We start from the raw sequence: 16593 nt of genomic DNA, 5'->3' as shown, positions 1-16593 counted from the left end.
GCACTGCGTCTCCCGCAAAAACATGAAGGGAAACGCTTAATTCAACGCACTTTTTCATCGCACATTGCGCCGGGCTTCATTCTCCGCGCAAATGCGTGACGAGCATACGACACGCGACCGGCAACGCGTCCAGCGAGCGCACGGCGATCAGCAGATCGCGATCCACCCACGCATCGGTGAGCGGCACCAGGGTGAGCCCGAGCGTCGACGCCTGCTGTTGCGCGACGGTTTGCGGCATGACGCCGAGCCCGAGGCCGGCGGCAATCATCAGACATTGCGCGTCGTAGCTCGTCACCTGAATGCGCAGGTTGACCGCTCGCGCCTGCGCGTGCGCGGCGCGCGTGAGCTGCTGACTGATCGCCGTTTCCGCCGGCAGGCCGACGTATTCGAAATCCAGGGTTTGCGCGAATGCGATAGCCTCGTGCTGCGCCAGCGGGTGATCGTCGCGCATGACGAGCGTCAGGCGATCGTTGTGATACGGGAACGTCTGGACCTCGTAACCGTGCGGCACCGACGTAAAAATGCCGATATCCACGGCGTTGTCCGCGACCGCTTTCACCACGGCGGTGCTGGGTCGTTCGTCGAGATGAATCTGGATGCGTGGGTGTTGCGCGGCGAACGACTGAATGTCGCGTGGCAGAAATTGCGCGACCGACGAGACGTTCGCGGCAATGCGGATCAGGCCGCTGACGCCGCTCGCGTAGTCGCGCATCTGCACGGCAATATCGTCGAGTTGGTGCAATGCGCGATGCGCGAGCGCCACCAGCCGGTCGCCTGCGGCAGTGGTCTCGACGCCTTTATTGGTGCGACGCAAAAGCGGCACGCCGAGCAACGCTTCGATCTCGCTGATGCGCTTGCTGACCGCCGCCGCCGCGATGTGCTCGCGCTCGGCGGCAGCGGCGATCGTGCCCGCGTCGGCCACGCTGATAAAAAGTTTGAGCGAAAGCGGATCGAGTGTCGGCATATCGTCCCGAGACGGTAGACAGGCGGTTTCCGCCATCGTGGTTCACGATGACGGCATGGTCAAGCATTGCTTTGCACCCGCGCGACGACGAGAAACAATGAAGTCGTGCGGCGCGTCACGCGACGCCGGAAACGTCCACAAGGAGCGAGCGATGCAAACCGCGACCCACGCAAAGATCAAAGTGTTCTGGCAACCGGGCTGTTCGTCGTGTCTGCGCACGAAGGAGTTTCTGACCAAGCAGGGAATTGAGTTCGAATCGATCGATGTCCATAACGATCCGGCGGGCGCCGAGCAACTGGCGGCGCTTGGCGCGCGCAGCGTGCCGGTGGTGTCGCTGGGTTCAAAATATACGTTTTGCCAGTCAATCAACGACGTCATCAAGTTTCTGGATCTGAAGACGAAGGTGATGGAGCCGCTCGCGCCGGCCGAACTGGTGAACCGGCTCGAACTCGTGCTCGAATCGAACGCGCGCTATACGCTGCAATTCAACGGCGCGGCATTTCGCGAGCCGTTCAGGAATCGCAATCGCACGCCCGCCGGGCTGACGTTCCATGTCTTCCGTGTGGCGGAGATGGGAATCGAGGCGGCGCAGCAAATCGAATTGCGCTTCGAAGGTTTCGATGATGCGCCACCCGCAGACTGGGGTCCGGAAGAAATCGCGGCGTGGGGCGAAACGATCCGCGCGCGATTGCGCGCATGGTGGGCAGCGGAGACAGACAAGACCCTGGCGTACGATGTGCCCACTTATTACGGGCGGCGGCCGATGCACGAAGTATTGGAGCGCACGGCCTGGCACAGCGCGCAACATACGCGGCAGGTTATGTTGATGCTCGAAAGCGAGGGTGTAAAGGTAGACCGGCCATTGACGGCGGAAGATCTGGCCGGGCTGCCGGTGCCGGACGAGGTTTGGGACAGGTAAAGAATGGATGGACGGATAGCGGGATGAATGGCGCGATCGCTCGCGCCATTTTTTTTGCGTGGCCTAATTGAATCAGTGCGCGGCGCGGACGCGGCGGGCCGCTCTGAGGACGGACGCGCGATGCACTTTATCGAGTAGTTGCGGACTGTCTGCGGCAATAATCGAGAAGGCGATATCGTCGATATCCGCGAGTTGCTGATAACGTTCGGCGCATTCGACGAACGCTTGCGACAGTTGCGCGTAATCGCGCGCTTCGACGCTATTGGCGGGAATATAGGTTTGAATGGTGCGCGCTAGTGCGGCAAGATTGGCAAACTGCGTAAGGTGGCGTTTGCTCGATTCGGCAGCGGCTTCTGCGATGCGTTTGATGCTTTCGTTGGGGTTGCGGTTGGCGTTGCCCTTGTTGCTGGCTCTGCCGTTGCGCGACTGAGCTGGCGTGGGCGTGACTGGCGATTGGCTCATGATGCGATTCCCGGTTGCTGCTTCGTGGATCGCCCGACACTCGCTTTTTTAGAAGGGGTGAGCGGGCACGTGGCAAGGTTGACAGACCGGGCGTTAAACCATAACCGGCGGACCTTGCGGTCCCCTCACCACGGCCCGCCCATTGAAAGTTTGCGCACGTAGCTGGGCACTACCCACTTTCGCAGGTAGTGCGGTTTAACGCTGACAGGCTGTCAAACCTGCGCCGTCTTGTCTGACGGCAGAAGCAATTTAGACCATTATTTTTTCGGGACGAGCTTTCAGTTTGCTTGATTGCCCGGATTATAACTATTCTTTACATCGGCCTTTGATGGTGGTCGGTTTGGTGCTGGTTGGGCCGCGTTTCCTGTTCGTGTCATTCTCGTTGCTCGTGATGGTTCGTGCTGATGGGTGTACGCAAAATGCGGAGCGCGAAACGACGTCGATCAGGGATCCCAACTAGCTTTCATGGCTTGACCGATCCATTCTGTTTTTCTACTATTGGCGTCGCTGTCAGGTTGCCGATCAGGCAGTCACACTATAAAAATTTATTTTAACAGCGAGGGTTGACGGGGTTACTGCATGACAATGGATGATGACATCGCGCACGTCGCGCGTGTGATGGTGCCTTCGCTTAGTGCGTTTTGGGGGGAGCCAGTGATCCCGGCAACTTATTGGAGAAAGCGGCTGCAACGCTTTCAGGATGAGTTCCGGCTGACGGAGAGGCAGAGCGTTCAGGTGACGGATTTGTTGGGGGAGTTGGATCGGTTTGAGGCGAACCGCACGTGGGAATGACAGGTCGTGCACGGACGCTTCCCCGATTAGCTTGTCTTCGAGACGACGATTCGAAGACAAGCTGTCGATGCTATTTTTTGCCAGCGCGGTCAGGCCAGCAGACCGTCACCAACGAGAGATGACTCAGGCATTCTCATAGCAGGTCATCAGCGACTTGAAAAACTTATCGGCACGGAAAGCCTCGTCGAATACATGACGAGAGTTCTGCCCCATTCTCCGGCAGTCGTCGATCGACAGAGCATTTAGCTCACGTGCAAGACACTCACCGGTCAACTGCCGCAAAATGACACCGTTGTAGCCGTGAATCACCTGCTCCGGCAACGAACTCTCGCTTGACACCACGAGGACCTTCCCCGCGCGCATTGCTTCGATCGGCACGAGCGCAAGCCCTTCCCAACGCGAGGGCACGACAATGACGTCCATCTGTCGCATTGCTCGACGCGTCCCTTCCGGGTCAACCCACCCGTGATAGACGATACGCGAATCCTCGTTTTGCGCATTGATGCCACCTCTTACGCTAGCGCCAAACACGTGAATTTGCACTCCTTCGTCGAGCATCGGTATTGCGTCGACAACGATATCGAAGCCTTTTTGATAGTCGAGTCGGCCAAAGTAACCAACCTGAATTGGCTGGGCGACAGCAGGTAAACTCTGCGAGTCGCGAACGTCATGCTCAACGCTCGAATCCGAGGGAATACCTGTATAAACAAGCTCGATTTTGTCCATATCGATGCCGTGCTTTCGCGCAGCTCGCACTTCATCAAACGACATACAGAGTATACGACTCGTGCGCCGCGCAAGAATGCGCTCTATGGTTGCAAACCCAAATGCGGTTACACGCGTGATGTCTTTTTTCATGAAAGACCATGCGTGTGGGGTATATAAAATCTTTTGACCAGGTCCGGCGCACAGCCGAATGTAGAGTCCCGGATAAGAGCTGTGACAATGCACGATGTCGGCGTTAAGTTGTTGCAGCAACTTTTTTAAACGTCGCGCAATGAGAGGCACCTGCAGCGGATTTCGACTTGAAGCGTAGTACACAACTTCGACGCCATCTAATTCAAACGGCGCGTTGGAGATGTTCTTTGGATCGCAGATCAGGATGACTTCGTGACCTCGCGCCTGCTGTTCAGCAATAAGAGCCGTCACATAGTTTGCGACTCCGCCAATCCATGCCTCGACGACATGAGCAATTTTCATCCAAAACCCCGGTGACTAATTGGAAAGTTGGCTTTCCGTTATCGTTCTTTCCGTCGTCGCCTTAAACGGCTGTATCAACGGCACCGCTCAGCAGCGTATGAGCGTGCGCATAACGTAATGCACAAGCCGTGCCAAGAGACATGTTTTGAGTCGGCGGTCTCGATTGCACGATGGGTTGTGCGTTGCAGCGCTGCGAGGCGCTCTTGCCGCTATTCAATAGGTTCACTGTTACGCCGGAGTTGTGGACTGTGTCACGTTACGGGGCGTAACGTCGGATCGCTGTAACGGCGCACAAACGGGCTTAGGAGCTCAGCGAATGGAGTGAGCCGTTAGCCTGAAGCGCGGTCGACCTCTCTCACGAGCACCCAACATCCATCATCTAAATTTCGGGCGCACCACTCACGCAATTCCAACTCGCTCGAACAAGCGTTTTGCTTCGATTCGCACATTAAAATGCGCTTCGACAAATTCTCGCGCCCTGATCCGCATGGATGTCACATCGGCTTCGCCGGACGCAATCATCTTCAAAGCTGCTGCTAGCTGGATGTGGTCTCGCTCTGGGACCAGAAGTCCCGTTTCTCCGTTTTTGATTAACTCAGGAATTCCGCTATGGATCGTCGAAATAACGGACACGCCAGTGGCCATTGCTTCCATCAGCGCGACAGGTATGCCTTCCATGTCGCCGTTGCTAGCGGTCACAGACGGCAAGACGAATACGTCGGCATCTGACAGAAACTCGTGCACTTCGTCATGCGTACGCGCTCCGACAAATCGGATTCGGTTACTCAGCACGAGTTCGTCCGTTAGGTGGCGTAGCTGCCGATCAAGTGGTCCGGTGCCGATCACGGTTAGCGTGACGCTAGCCGGTAGCAGCGCCAATGCCCTCACCAGGTACTCGACCCCCTTCTTCTCCGTGAGTCGGGCGACAGTGAGAACTTTGAGATTGTCTGTGTTTCTGACTTTAGGCTGGAAAGCGAAGCGTTGCGCATCTATACCCATCCGGCAAACGTGTATCTGAGTAGCGTATGCTCCCCACCGATGCAACCGATCTGCGAAAAAGCCACTGACCGGCAATAGCCATTCTGACGACCTGAAAAGATCGACATAATGCGGTCGGTATTGCTCGACGACTTCCGCGCTCGTTAGGTCAAATCCGTGGAAAACGGTAGCCAGCCGGCCTTCAATTATTCCCGCCTGCTGAAGATAACTTGCTGAGACACCCACGTGCCCGAAGTGCGCAACGATAAGATCGGCGTGAAAATGAAAGTTGATATTCGATAGCGCAATGATATCTAACGCGGAGCCCGGTAGCCCATGTCTTACCGCACGCATTGCCGATCGAAGCTCCCGTATCTTGGAAGGGCGATGCCATCCGCGGACAAGAAACCGTGCCGCAGCCCAAAGTTGCGCCGCGCGCGAAGACGCATGAGGTCTCGTCAATACAACCCGGCAATCAATCTGCTTTTGACCAAACGTTGATATGCCATCGCCACTAGACCTTGCCAGCACAGTCACCTGCGCACCTTGAAGCGTAAATGCGTGAAGCTGCTCGATAACGAACGTTTCCGATAGCACCGGAAATCGATCGGCGACGACAAGAATCTGTCTCGCCGACTCGGACGGAGCGTCCACACAACCGGGCCGCAATTCCGAATCCGACTTTTCACACGTGCGGTGCGTTCTCCTTCTCAAGAGCTTCACGACTGCTGCAAGATCACCGTTAGCAAGCGTCAATCCGACCAGTGAAATCAACACCAATAAGGCTTTCACAATCAAACCTACGAGTGGGATCGCCGGATGAGGACTCCATCGACTCACTGCCAACGCCAAAACAAAAAATAGAGAAGCGCCAAGAATGAAACCTCCGGACCCCGCCAGCAAATCTGAAACTGGGCGATCGAATCCCTTTCGCACCAATACGTAAAACCCTTGAATTGCATTGACTGCGAAGCTTGCCACCAGCAACCAGCACAGTAGCTCTATGTCGTGTGCCGCGACACCGACGCCAATTGCGGCGCAGGTCGTCACGGTAGAAACCAATCCCGTCTTGAATAAAAGATCCGTTCTTCCTAAAGATTGAAAAATCGAACCCGTTGAAGAAAGGACGACCTGGATCGCAATCGATAGACTTAATATGGAAAATATCGGCACCGCCGCCGCCCACTTTGCTCCGTAAACGATCTTTATTATTTCGCCGCTGGACGCTACACACAGTAGCCCCACGAAGGCGCCACCAACGAGCAAAAGTCTAAATAACTGCCTATAAGAGGAGAAGATGATGTCAGGTCTATTCTTGTGCTCGGCATAGACCGGTTGCAAAGCCGGCGTAATGACGTGAGTAAGATTAGAGACTGGCATAAGCATCAACCGATACGACATGTCGTATAGACCTAGCATTGACGCGCCGAAAAATCTTCCTATCAATATCTTGTCCAGATTTCTTGTAAAGTAATTCACAATACCAAACATGAACTGATACGCAGAATATGCGAACAGCTTTCTCATTCCTGAGATCGAAGGTCGAAGCCAAAACGGTGGCTTCGCTAACGCATAGCCAAATATGCATATCGCGAAAGCATTGAGCACGCTTTTCACTACAAGCGAGTACACGCCCCAGCCGGCGTACGCTGCGAATATTGCCGCCACGCCCGAAATAACCGCGGCGCTGACTTCCAGTCCTGCAATAGCCGAGAATCGTTGCTCACGTCGAAGTAATGCTAGCGGCACAATGGCCCAGCACGCCAGCGCCAGGTTGATCCCCATCCCTCTGGCGATACCCGTGTAAATCGCTGAATGATAGTAAGCGGAGATCGCCGGGCCGCACAGGGAGAAGAGTGTGCCGGTCAATGTTCCAATTATCACGGTTGTCCATAGCAGACCGGCAAGCTGGTTAGCGTTGATTTCCGTGAACTGGATAATTGCGGGACCTAGGCCCATCTCACTGAGAAAAACCAAGAAAACCGATAGCACGGAGACCGCGGCCATGACGCCAAAATCGCCAGGCGCAAGCGACCGTGCCAGAACAGCCGTCACCCCCAGCTGAATAACAATGTTCGAATATCGACCCACGACATTCAAAGAAATGCTGCGTCGCAAGTTTTGGTTCAATTCATTCATAAGCAGGCTTGGTTCGATTGCCAATCATTGACTCTTAGCCTTTTAGCCAGTGCGAATCCCAAATGCAGCCGCAAAAGGCATCGACTCCGGCGCACCAGTTCGATCTACCATCGACGCTTGCCGGAAAATGCAGGGCTAAATCGTGTCCGGCCTATTGAGCCAGACGCCCAACATCAGGCAATAAAACGGTGATAAGTGCCGGACATAGCTACCGTAGTCCGGTTCGAACATGCTTTGCACGGCGAGATACGAGATTACGAGGCAAGCGCACTCGAGAAGATGCGAATGGCTGCCCTGCCGAACCTCGCGACTGAATCCACGGAAAAAGTTGACATGCAGAAGCAGTATCAGCATGAAAATCATTATGTAATAGGGCGAACCTAACAAAAGCAACGGAACGGGAACTATCAACGTAAATAAAGTAATACAGACATTCAGGTAGCCAGCCATAAAACTACCGCCGCCAATAAACGGCATGATCATTGTCCGCGCATTGACATCTCCAGCCTGTACGCGTACATCGTTGATCGAAGTTCTGAACGAGTCCATGCTTACGCCGAGCTTTACCTGCATCACGAACGCCAGAGCGAACAGCGTGATGAATACAACCGGCCAGACCAGAATCGGCTTTCTTGAAATCGAAAAAAACACTCGCAAGGTCAAAAAAATCGCAATTACGATAAACCAGTAGGTTCGGAAATAATAACCATACAGTGATGCAAGACACAGCCACAGCACCAGCCACAACCATGGCCACCTGGCAGGCCGAACTGCAAACAACATCACCAAAATCAAAACAATGATATCTTTGCTCAGAACCGTCATGTAAACAATGGATAGCGCAAAGCAGAAGAGGACGATTGCCAGCTCCCCCATTCTGATCTTGTTGGCGATACTGGTAGTCAACCCCCACATATAAGCAGGAAGAATAACGGCGAAGGCCAATATGGGCAGAACCGCAGATGAATTTCTGAATCCAAATATCTGGAAAAAAGCCGCCGTACTGGCATAACTGTCAGCCGCTCCAAACGTCGCCCGCGCGGCGATCATCCCGTCGATTGTCGAGGCGTCCGAAAAAAAATACGCGGGCAATATAAGGGTTTTTATTTGCGAAAGAATAAAGAGCGAAACGAATATGACGAGCCAAATCACCCGCGTCGAACTTGCGTCCGTGTAGATGTAACCGTGCTTTCCTTTCGGCAGTAAAATCCGCGGAGGAACTCTCATAAATATCTCTTTTTATTCCAAAACTCTCAAAATTCGCACGGTGGGACAAGCAGTGCAACCCGGATTGCCGCGGCGCCTTCGATCATGTTGCCAGTGCAACACTTTTCTTTCTGCCGATTGTCTTAAACATGCGGAAAAGCTTCCAGAAGCGGACAAATGCTGTTTCACCGAACAAACGACGTAGCTCGTGTGCCACCAACGTCGCTCCGTTACCGCTTCTAATCAGCACGGCGCATTCGCGCAACGACAGTTGGACCGCCTTGTATCCGGCCAGTGATACCACGATGACCGCGCTTTCAGCGTGGGAACGGAATCCGTGCTTCTCAGCAAATCGTGCGGAGCCGACTCTTATTCTTTGCTCGGCCTGGTCGGAGATTCGCCCCTGCTCATGTGCAATATCCCAGACATAGCTTGGCTCTGGATTACCAATGAAGTCACCGTGCCGCTCGCTCATTCTTAGCCACATGTCCCAGTCTTGCCAGCAAGCCAGCGTGACATCGAACAGCCCCGCGTCAAGGAAGTTCTCTCGCGGAGCGAACACCTGATTACCGATCGAATTGCCGAGCCTTAATGTTTCACTCGCGACGCGGAGAGCACTTCCAAAAACCACAATCTCGTCTTTTTTCGAAACACGGACGGCTGCCGAGAACAAGCCGGCAATCCGGTCATCAGACGAGATGTCTAATGCTTGCCAGCGCTCAACGAATTGCTCTATCCGAAAGGCTAACAAATGATCGTCATCGTCAAGTCCTGTGACGAACTCGCCGGTCGACATTTCGATCGCGGCGTTTCTTGCCGCGCACGCGCCCCCGCTTTGCGGCATAAAGATCGCTTTCAGCCTGCCTTGATTTGCGAGCGAAGCTAGATAGTCTCGCGATCCATCTGTAGAGCCGTCATCAGTTACGATAAGTTCGATGTTCGGATAGGTCTGTTGAAAAACAGACTCGACAGCTCGTTGCAGCAATGCGAGACGGTTTTTGGTGGGGATGTAGATGCTAACGAGCGGCAAAGACGGACCCCGACCGACGCAAGATGCGTGGTCATGGTCAATGATAGATTGCGATTCAAGTACGGTCATTTTTTGTCGCCCACATCCGGCTCATGCTTGTTGTCTCAACGAAAAACGTTTCTCAGTTCGCGTGTTCGAAAACGCATTCAATCAGTTTTTCCCGCGATCGTCGTACGCTGAAAATGATTGAGTGTTTGCTGCATTTCCGCCAAGGAGAACACGCGCTGCGTCGCAGATTTTCTAATCGTCTCAAGAACCTGGGACTGTTTGATTACGGCCTGCCACGAACTGGAGCGCATCTTGTCGCGATCGTTTGGGCTTGCGGATACTCGATGACTTGGCAATACCTCGTCAAAAATATCCCGACCGGTCACGTGCGCAGAGATGCCGTAGCGACGAATCGCCTCCAGGTTCGAAGGCGCATCGTTGCAGACAATGCTTTTGCCTAGCGCTGCGTACTCGAGGAATTTCGTCGGTGTCTGGAAGCAATGCGGTCTGTGGTATGGGAAATAACTTACCGCGTACCGCGATTGCTTAACCACTTGCAGTGCTTCCGGCTGAGGAAGCTTCCCTGTAAAAACCAGACCTTTGATTTTTCCAAACTCAGAAAGCAGTTCCCGCTCCGCGGCACCTACCAACACAAAGGTTTCGTTACCACTACCCACGTGTTTTCGGAACGCGGACAAGAGCCGGTCGAATCCGCGTTCTCTGGAAATCTCGCCAACATATGAGAACGTATGTTCGGCTCGCTCGGCATGAGGTTCCTCTATGGTTAAGTCGAAGAGCCAATCAGGAACGCCCATGGGAAGAGTCAGCGTCGGAACGTTGTCGTGGAAATTCATTTCTGCCCGCATCGACTCATTCTGAAAAATTCGGAGATCCGGTTGCTGATTAACAAATCGCTTGATGCGATCTTTCAGCCATGACAACGGGCGCACAGATAGCGAACGATAGTCGTGGATAACAAACCGAGCGCGTAACGGATGTCGGTAAAAGCCCATGATGCACCATAGGATGCAATTGTCTTTACCGAGAAATCTCTCGTATTCCTCAAGCGTCCCGCTGTCGACGACAAAACCACGTTTGCCGAAAAAATCTTGATACGCTGCGATCTCAGGATAGTTGGCGCGTCCAGGATGCAATATAAAGATCGTAGGCGTGGCGTCTGACTGCAAAGCAAAGGCGGGGCTATTTGCTATCACGATTGATCACCTTTCCGCGTGCGATGGTTATTTGTCATTTCCGTACTCGTAATGCTTGTAGTCAAGGAAACCTGCAACGCGTTGTTCGATGGCATTGAAGATCACGCCGCGAACCTGCACGCCGGCGGCATCCAGACGCTGCGCTCCAAGCTGCAGTTCGCGTCCCGTGTTTTCGCCGAATCGAACGACCATTAAAGTAGTTCCGACATGGTTGCCAATAATCGACGAGTCCGTCACCGAGAGAATGGGCGGAGAATCAACAATCACCATTTCATAGGCTTCTGACATCTCGTCGAGAAACTGGATGAAACGCGGGCTCATCAGCAATTCAGAAGGATTGACCGGCACTCGCCCACGCGGAATAAAGTCCAGATTCTCGTGACCAAGACCTTTGCGGATTGCCTTTCTGGTATCGATTCGTCCAGCAATGAGTTCGGCCAGACCATCAGCCGCTGCTATACCCATCAGTTCATGGCCCGTACCACGTCGCATGTCAGCGTCCACGACCAGAACGCGCTGCCCAGCTTGCGCCATGACCGCACCAAGGTTGCAACTCACGAACGTCTTGCCAACGTCGGCACTCAGCCCTGTGATCAGGAATCGGTTATTCCCGCTGCCCGCGCCGGCAAAATAGAGACTTGTTCTCAGGCTGCGTAGCGCTTCGACCGCCAGATCGGCCGGGCTATCGAGTGCAACAAGCATGGAGCCGGATGCGCCACGTAGTCGACCCGCTTTTGTATCTGCCGAGAACTTGCTCATTGGAATGGACGCACACACTGTAAGTCCAAGCGACTCAATTTCCGCCGGGTCTTCAATGCCTCGGCTGACCATTTGCCGAACGAAGACAATAAGGCAAGCGATAACAAAGCCGCCCAGCAAACCACCGACCAACACAAGCAAACGCTTTGGTTTGACTGGATTCGTCGTATCGACTGACGGCGTATCCACCACACGGACACTGCCCACCGTCCCTGCGCGCGCGACATCCAACTGCTGGGCCTGGGCGAGTAACGCCGTATAAGTTTGCGTACTGACTTGAACGTCACGCGTCAGTTGCAACAACTCCTGTTGTGTGTCGGGTAATGCACCAATCTGCTTGCGCAATGCTGCTTTACGAGCGGTCAACTGGCTAACCTGATCGTCGAGCGTTCGCAGTGCGGGAAACCCGTCCTGGAAACGCCCACCGGCCTCCGTCTGCTTGAGCTTGAGTTCCTCAATGCTGCTGTCAAGGGCGACGATCTGATCTAGCAACGCTTTTGTTTCAAGGCTGAGGTCGACAGTGCTTGCGCTGGCCTGGTACTTTGACAGCTTCGATTGAGCCTTATCCAGGTCAGCCCGTACTTTCGGCAACTGCTGATTCACAAACTGAAGGCTCTTCTCAGCTTCTGCGGCGCTACGCTCGATATTCTGAGTGACGTAGGCTTCACTGATTTCTCTAAGCACTGCATTCGCGAAGGCAGGATCTTCGCTTTGGTAGCTAAGGGAAATGATCCCAGAGTCCTTGCCCTGCTCAAGCGTAACCAGATCGTTCTGCAGTCTTTGAATAGCGTTAACGTCCAAGCGGCGAGTTAAATCAAATCTCGTTCCGGTCGCGGCACGCATTTCGTCAACCTGGATCGAAATGCCATTTCCGCTGACCAGTTGCCCGACATTACCGCTCAATAGCGGAACACCATCGCTGTTCTTCAGCTCGAATGTATTGGGTGTACTAGCTGTCAGGCTATATCGGACGTTCAACTCTGTTTCGGGAACGTCGAACTTTGAAACTTTGATTCGCTCGCCACCCCATGCGTAGCTGCGCAACCCAAAAAGCGCCTTCGCGACCGGTTGTCCTTCCGTTGGCGTAAAACGACGCGCAATTGCACTTCCAATCAACGGAAAGGTATGCGGGGAAGCGTCGATTGCCATATGCAGATCGGCAACCGCTTTTCCAACCACGAGGCGAGACGTCAACAACGCAATTTCCGTTGTATCCGCTGATGTAGATGTTCCTAAAAGCTGGCTGACTTGCGCTTGACTCGTGCCGAACAGCGGCGAATGCTGTTCGACTTGAACCATCACATCCGATTGGTAGATTGGCGCCGCAAAGAATGCGTAGATCGCGCTAAGCATGAAGATGACGCTAGTCACTCCAAGGATTAGCCAACGATTGTCCACCAATGAGCCGTAAAGTTGGCGCAGGTCAATCTCGTCTATCTGTCGGCCGTCGTTCTGATTTGTATTTGTTTGCATATGTCGTCAAAAACCTAGAAGTGTCTGCTCCAGCTTTCGGCGGCGCGCTCGATCAGCGCGAAAACGTGCCTGTACATTTCTTCAGATTGCCTGTACGGATCGGCAATATCCTGGCCGCCGTTCCATTGGCTCATCAGGAAGACCTTCCCTCTGGTTTCAGGAAAAGTGGTAACAATCCACTGAAGTTGCGCTCTCTCCATCGCCAGAACCAGGTCTGCGCGATGCAGCATCGGTCCGTCGAGTTGCCGGGGTCGATGCCCCGCTTCCTCGAAATCAATGTGTCCGTTCTCACGAAGAATTTCCGCCGCAATCGGGCACATGTCGAGCCGAACAGCCGCCGCAAGACCAGCGCTCTCTATCTGCGTCTGTGTCCCCTTACTCTTTGCGCGAAGAACTATTTCTGCAGTCGGACTTCGACATATGTTTCCCGTGCAGACGACAAGCACGCGGCCTACGCGAGATTTCGATAGCGCTTGACCGCGATTGGCTTGTTCGATTCGAGTGTCGGTGGTCATATCACTTAGCTACGGTGAAAGTGTAGAGTCCCGCGTCAAGCGAAGGCAGGAGCAAACTGAGTATCCGGCTCAATCTCACCAGACCGTTTCCATCGACGTACACGACATCATTTGGCTGCAATGGGAAATCATTTGCCAAGGTCATCGCCACGGGCGAATGAGCATCGAGGTGATAGATATGAGGAGTCGCCGATTTGGCGCCTCGAATGACGTACAGTTGACGAGCGTCCGCTGTATTCGAATTAATACTGCCCGCTTGCGCCAGTGCCTGACTCAGCGTCAATCGTCCACTCTTTTCAGGAATGGCACGAAGCGGCTTTGTGACTTCGCCCATCACGAAAACGCCATTGTCTTCTCGACCGGCAACCTTAAGAACATCGGCCGGCTGCAGCACAATACTTGCTGGGTTGATACCGCGATTTACCAAAGCCGTCAGATCGATTGTGTAGGACTTTCCATTGCGCAAAAGCTTGAGTCGCCCCTGGTCTGCATCGGGCGTAAATCCGCCCGATCGGCTGACAGCCTCAAGGATCGTCATTGGAATATCGTTCAGCTGCTGCAACCCCGGTGCTTTGACTTCACCATCCACATAGACGGATTTCGCGCGAAAAGACGCGACACGAAGGGTAACTTGCGGGTCCTTGAAGGCCTTATTCAGTTGGTTGAATAGTGCTCTTTGCGCTTCCTCTGGCGTTAAACCAGCCACCAGCAAATTGCCGACGTACGGAAATTGGATGTTTCCTCTCTGGTCGACAATGAATCCTGGCGCCGCATCTGCGGCACGTCCCGGATTATTCTGATTGGAAATTGCCGTAACGAGTTCGGGGTGGTCCCAAACCGTTATCTGTAGGACATCGCCAGGCCCCAGCGTATAGGGGGCAGCGGGACTCATTAAGTGCGTCAACTGCGCAGGGTCGATCACACCGTCCGCCGATTCCAGCTGTGAAATCAATGAAACATCAATTTCGGAATACGGCACATTGACCTGGGTGACCGGCGCCGAGGGTGAAGGCCCAGCAACCGGCAGCGAAGTAGTTGGTTCCATGCGCATACCCGGCGCAATCGCCGAACACGCAGACAACACTGCGCACATGAAAATTGAGCCAACGAAAGCTGTGCGCTGAGCTGCGCGCTTACCACGATGTAACTTCTGTTTTATTCGAATGCTCATCGACTTCCCCGTGTTCGTTGCACAGTCAGTTTTATGGTCATGGCTGGCCATACTGCTTGTGCTTGTTATCCACTCCAGCCAACGCTCGCGTCCGGGAATTCGATCAGCAACGCTGATCGACCGCAGCAAGCGAACGTGGTGCGCACGCGGACGTTAAGGTGGAAAGCGCCTCTATCCGTCACGGCGGCAAGCGGCTTTGGCCTTTACCTCTCGAATCCGATTTCCAAGGCCGCACGAAAGTGTTTGGATGGATACCAGATTGCTTTTTTCTCTATAAAGCAACTTCCAGGCCAATTGCCAAATCGGTGATTAAAGTTGACGGGTTCGGCACGTCCGCACCTAGACACGGGGAGGGTTCAGACAGACGGCGTTCTTGATGGCGACGCCTACGGCCAGGGGGAACGATGCCAACCTGTTTAGGAGACAACTCGGAGTCGCCCGGCCAGCTTGGCGTCGCGCCGACACGAGAGGATTTCGACAAGCCTGCGGGTACGTCGGCCAACCATTCGGCTTTTTAAACGGCCGTAATAATCCAAGGTTCCGGAACGCAGGCGAGCGCCCGTCGCGGGGGGCGTCTCGCGCGTCCGGCTTGGCCTTAGAACGTGGTCATTTAATCGTTTGTTACGTTACGGCTACGTCGTCCACCGATCACGTTCCCGTAACGTCGAAACGCCTGCTGCTAGCACACGGCAAAGAACAATAAGGCGCGAAGAAATCCATCGAATACGCATTGCGCCGGCGATGGACAATTCGCCGGTCATCGCAGCGTGCCCGCTAGTTCAGACGGAGCCAGCAATTCGTTTATATCGATTGCCGGCCGCGCATTGCGCAGCGCATGCTGACGGCCGATCGCGTGATACTCGATACCGAGTTCGAGCAGCGCGTCCGGTTCGTACAGATTGCGGCCGTCGAAAATCAGCGGCGTCTTGAGCATGGTTTTCAGCGCGTCGAAATCCGGGCTCTTGAAGACCTTCCATTCCGTCAGGATCACGAGGGCATCCACGCCTTCGGCGGCTTCCATTTCTTCGTTGACGAACTCGAGGCGCGCGTGCTGTTGCGGCACGTCCTTCAGATCCAGTGCGAAGACGCGCTTCGATTCGTCGATCGCGACCGGGTCGTAGGCCTTCACGCGCGCGCCGCGACGCAGCAGCTCGGCTATCAGCGGACGGCTCGGCGCTTCGCGCATGTCGTCGGTGTTCGGCTTGAACGCCAGACCCCACACGCCGAAGCTGCGATCCGAGAGGTCCTCACCCAGGCGATCCACGATCTTGTGGGCGAGAATCTTCTTCTGCGTATCGTTCACGGCTTCCACCGCTTCGAGAATGCGCAGATTCGCTTTATGGTCTGCGGCCGTGCGGATCAGCGCCTGCACGTCTTTCGGGAAACACGAACCGCCGTAGCCGCAACCGGCGTACAGGAAGTCGTAGCCGATACGCGGATCGGAGCCGATGCCGCGGCGCACTGCTTCGATATCGGCGCCCACGATGTCGGCCAGATTCGCCAGTTCGTTCATGTACGAGATGCGCGTGGCGAGCATCGCGTTGGCCGCGTATTTGGTGAATTCCGCCGAGCGCACGTCCATGTAGAGCGTGCGTTCGCGATTGCGGTTGAACGGCGCGTAGAGGCGCTTCATCAGTTCGCGCGCTTTTTCGCCGGGCACGTCTTCGTCGCAGCCGAGCACGATGCGATCCGGGCGCGTGAAGTCTTCCACGGCCGCGCCTTCTTTCAGGAACTCCGGATTCGACACCACCGAGAACATGTGCGCCGCGTTGCGCGCGGCCAG

Annotated in this window: 12 protein-coding genes; 1 reads left to right on the top strand and 11 read right to left on the bottom strand. The window is 54.6% G+C overall.

Annotated features, from left to right (window positions below; translation table 11 throughout):
- Positions 1-76: 76 nt before the first annotated feature.
- Positions 77-964 carry a LysR substrate-binding domain-containing protein gene (locus P3T18_RS11755; RefSeq protein WP_429300107.1) on the bottom strand — a complete coding sequence of 296 codons (888 nt, stop codon included), beginning with the start codon at positions 962-964 and terminating at the stop codon, positions 77-79.
- A 151-nt stretch (positions 965-1115) separates the two neighbouring features.
- On the opposite strand from P3T18_RS11755, the gene P3T18_RS11750 reads away from it, so the two are divergent.
- Entirely contained in the window at positions 1116-1883 is a 768-nt protein-coding gene (locus P3T18_RS11750) for a glutaredoxin domain-containing protein (RefSeq protein WP_429300106.1), read from the top strand.
- A gap of 72 nt (positions 1884-1955) precedes the next feature.
- On the opposite strand, the gene P3T18_RS11745 is transcribed toward P3T18_RS11750, so the two are convergent.
- The 10 genes from P3T18_RS11745 to P3T18_RS11700 all read right to left on the bottom strand — a co-directional run.
- Positions 1956-2345 carry a hypothetical protein gene (locus tag P3T18_RS11745; RefSeq protein WP_429300105.1) on the bottom strand — a complete coding sequence of 130 codons (390 nt, stop codon included), beginning with the start codon at positions 2343-2345 and terminating at the stop codon, positions 1956-1958.
- A gap of 915 nt (positions 2346-3260) precedes the next feature.
- Positions 3261-4337, bottom strand: coding sequence for a glycosyltransferase family 4 protein (locus P3T18_RS11740; RefSeq protein WP_429300104.1), 1077 nt, complete (start codon positions 4335-4337; stop codon positions 3261-3263).
- Positions 4338-4736: 399 nt separating this feature from the next.
- Complete coding sequence (locus P3T18_RS11735; RefSeq protein WP_429300103.1) at positions 4737-7478, bottom strand: oligosaccharide flippase family protein; 2742 nt, start codon at positions 7476-7478, stop codon at positions 4737-4739.
- 111 nt (positions 7479-7589) lie between these two features.
- Entirely contained in the window at positions 7590-8681 is a 1092-nt protein-coding gene (locus tag P3T18_RS11730) for a hypothetical protein (protein WP_429300102.1), read from the bottom strand.
- Between the two features lie 82 nt (positions 8682-8763).
- Positions 8764-9759, bottom strand: coding sequence for a glycosyltransferase family 2 protein (locus tag P3T18_RS11725; protein WP_429300101.1), 996 nt, complete (start codon positions 9757-9759; stop codon positions 8764-8766).
- A gap of 77 nt (positions 9760-9836) precedes the next feature.
- Positions 9837-10892 (bottom strand): glycosyltransferase, encoded by a 1056-nt coding sequence (locus P3T18_RS11720; RefSeq protein ID WP_429300100.1) that lies wholly within the window; start codon positions 10890-10892, stop codon positions 9837-9839.
- Positions 10893-10919: 27 nt separating this feature from the next.
- On the bottom strand, positions 10920-13124 hold the full coding sequence (locus P3T18_RS11715) for a polysaccharide biosynthesis tyrosine autokinase (protein WP_429300099.1): 2205 nt from the start codon (positions 13122-13124) through the stop codon (positions 10920-10922).
- Positions 13125-13138: 14 nt separating this feature from the next.
- A complete protein-coding gene (locus tag P3T18_RS11710; protein ID WP_429300098.1) occupies positions 13139-13639 on the bottom strand; it encodes a low molecular weight protein-tyrosine-phosphatase in 501 nt (166 codons plus the stop codon).
- A 1-nt stretch (position 13640) separates the two neighbouring features.
- Complete coding sequence (locus P3T18_RS11705) at positions 13641-14810, bottom strand: polysaccharide biosynthesis/export family protein (RefSeq protein ID WP_429300097.1); 1170 nt, start codon at positions 14808-14810, stop codon at positions 13641-13643.
- A 757-nt stretch (positions 14811-15567) separates the two neighbouring features.
- Positions 15568-16593 (bottom strand): UDP-glucose dehydrogenase family protein (locus P3T18_RS11700; protein ID WP_429300096.1); only part of this gene is annotated, 1026 nt, incomplete at its 5' end.

The sequence above is a fragment of the Paraburkholderia sp. GAS199 genome (assembly GCF_050436585.1).
In the GTDB taxonomy this organism is placed as follows: Bacteria; Pseudomonadota; Gammaproteobacteria; order Burkholderiales; family Burkholderiaceae; genus Paraburkholderia.
Note: the sequence above shows the minus strand (reverse complement) of the source record. Positions and strands in the feature narration are given on the sequence as shown.

What these genes read in the sequence shown, in the direction of transcription:
- P3T18_RS11755 (WP_429300107.1), bottom strand. Translation starts at nt 964, where the DNA reads ATGCCGACACTCGATCCGCTTTCGCTCAAACTTTTTATCAGCGTGGCC.
- P3T18_RS11750 (WP_429300106.1), top strand. Translation starts at nt 1,116, where the DNA reads ATGCAAACCGCGACCCACGCAAAGATCAAAGTGTTCTGGCAACCGGGC.
- P3T18_RS11745 (WP_429300105.1), bottom strand. Translation starts at nt 2,345, where the DNA reads ATGAGCCAATCGCCAGTCACGCCCACGCCAGCTCAGTCGCGCAACGGC.
- P3T18_RS11740 (WP_429300104.1), bottom strand. Translation starts at nt 4,337, where the DNA reads ATGAAAATTGCTCATGTCGTCGAGGCATGGATTGGCGGAGTCGCAAAC.
- P3T18_RS11730 (WP_429300102.1), bottom strand. Translation starts at nt 8,681, where the DNA reads ATGAGAGTTCCTCCGCGGATTTTACTGCCGAAAGGAAAGCACGGTTAC.
- P3T18_RS11725 (WP_429300101.1), bottom strand. Translation starts at nt 9,759, where the DNA reads ATGACCGTACTTGAATCGCAATCTATCATTGACCATGACCACGCATCT.
- P3T18_RS11715 (WP_429300099.1), bottom strand. Translation starts at nt 13,124, where the DNA reads ATGCAAACAAATACAAATCAGAACGACGGCCGACAGATAGACGAGATT.
- P3T18_RS11710 (WP_429300098.1), bottom strand. Translation starts at nt 13,639, where the DNA reads ATGACCACCGACACTCGAATCGAACAAGCCAATCGCGGTCAAGCGCTA.
- P3T18_RS11705 (WP_429300097.1), bottom strand. Translation starts at nt 14,810, where the DNA reads ATGAGCATTCGAATAAAACAGAAGTTACATCGTGGTAAGCGCGCAGCT.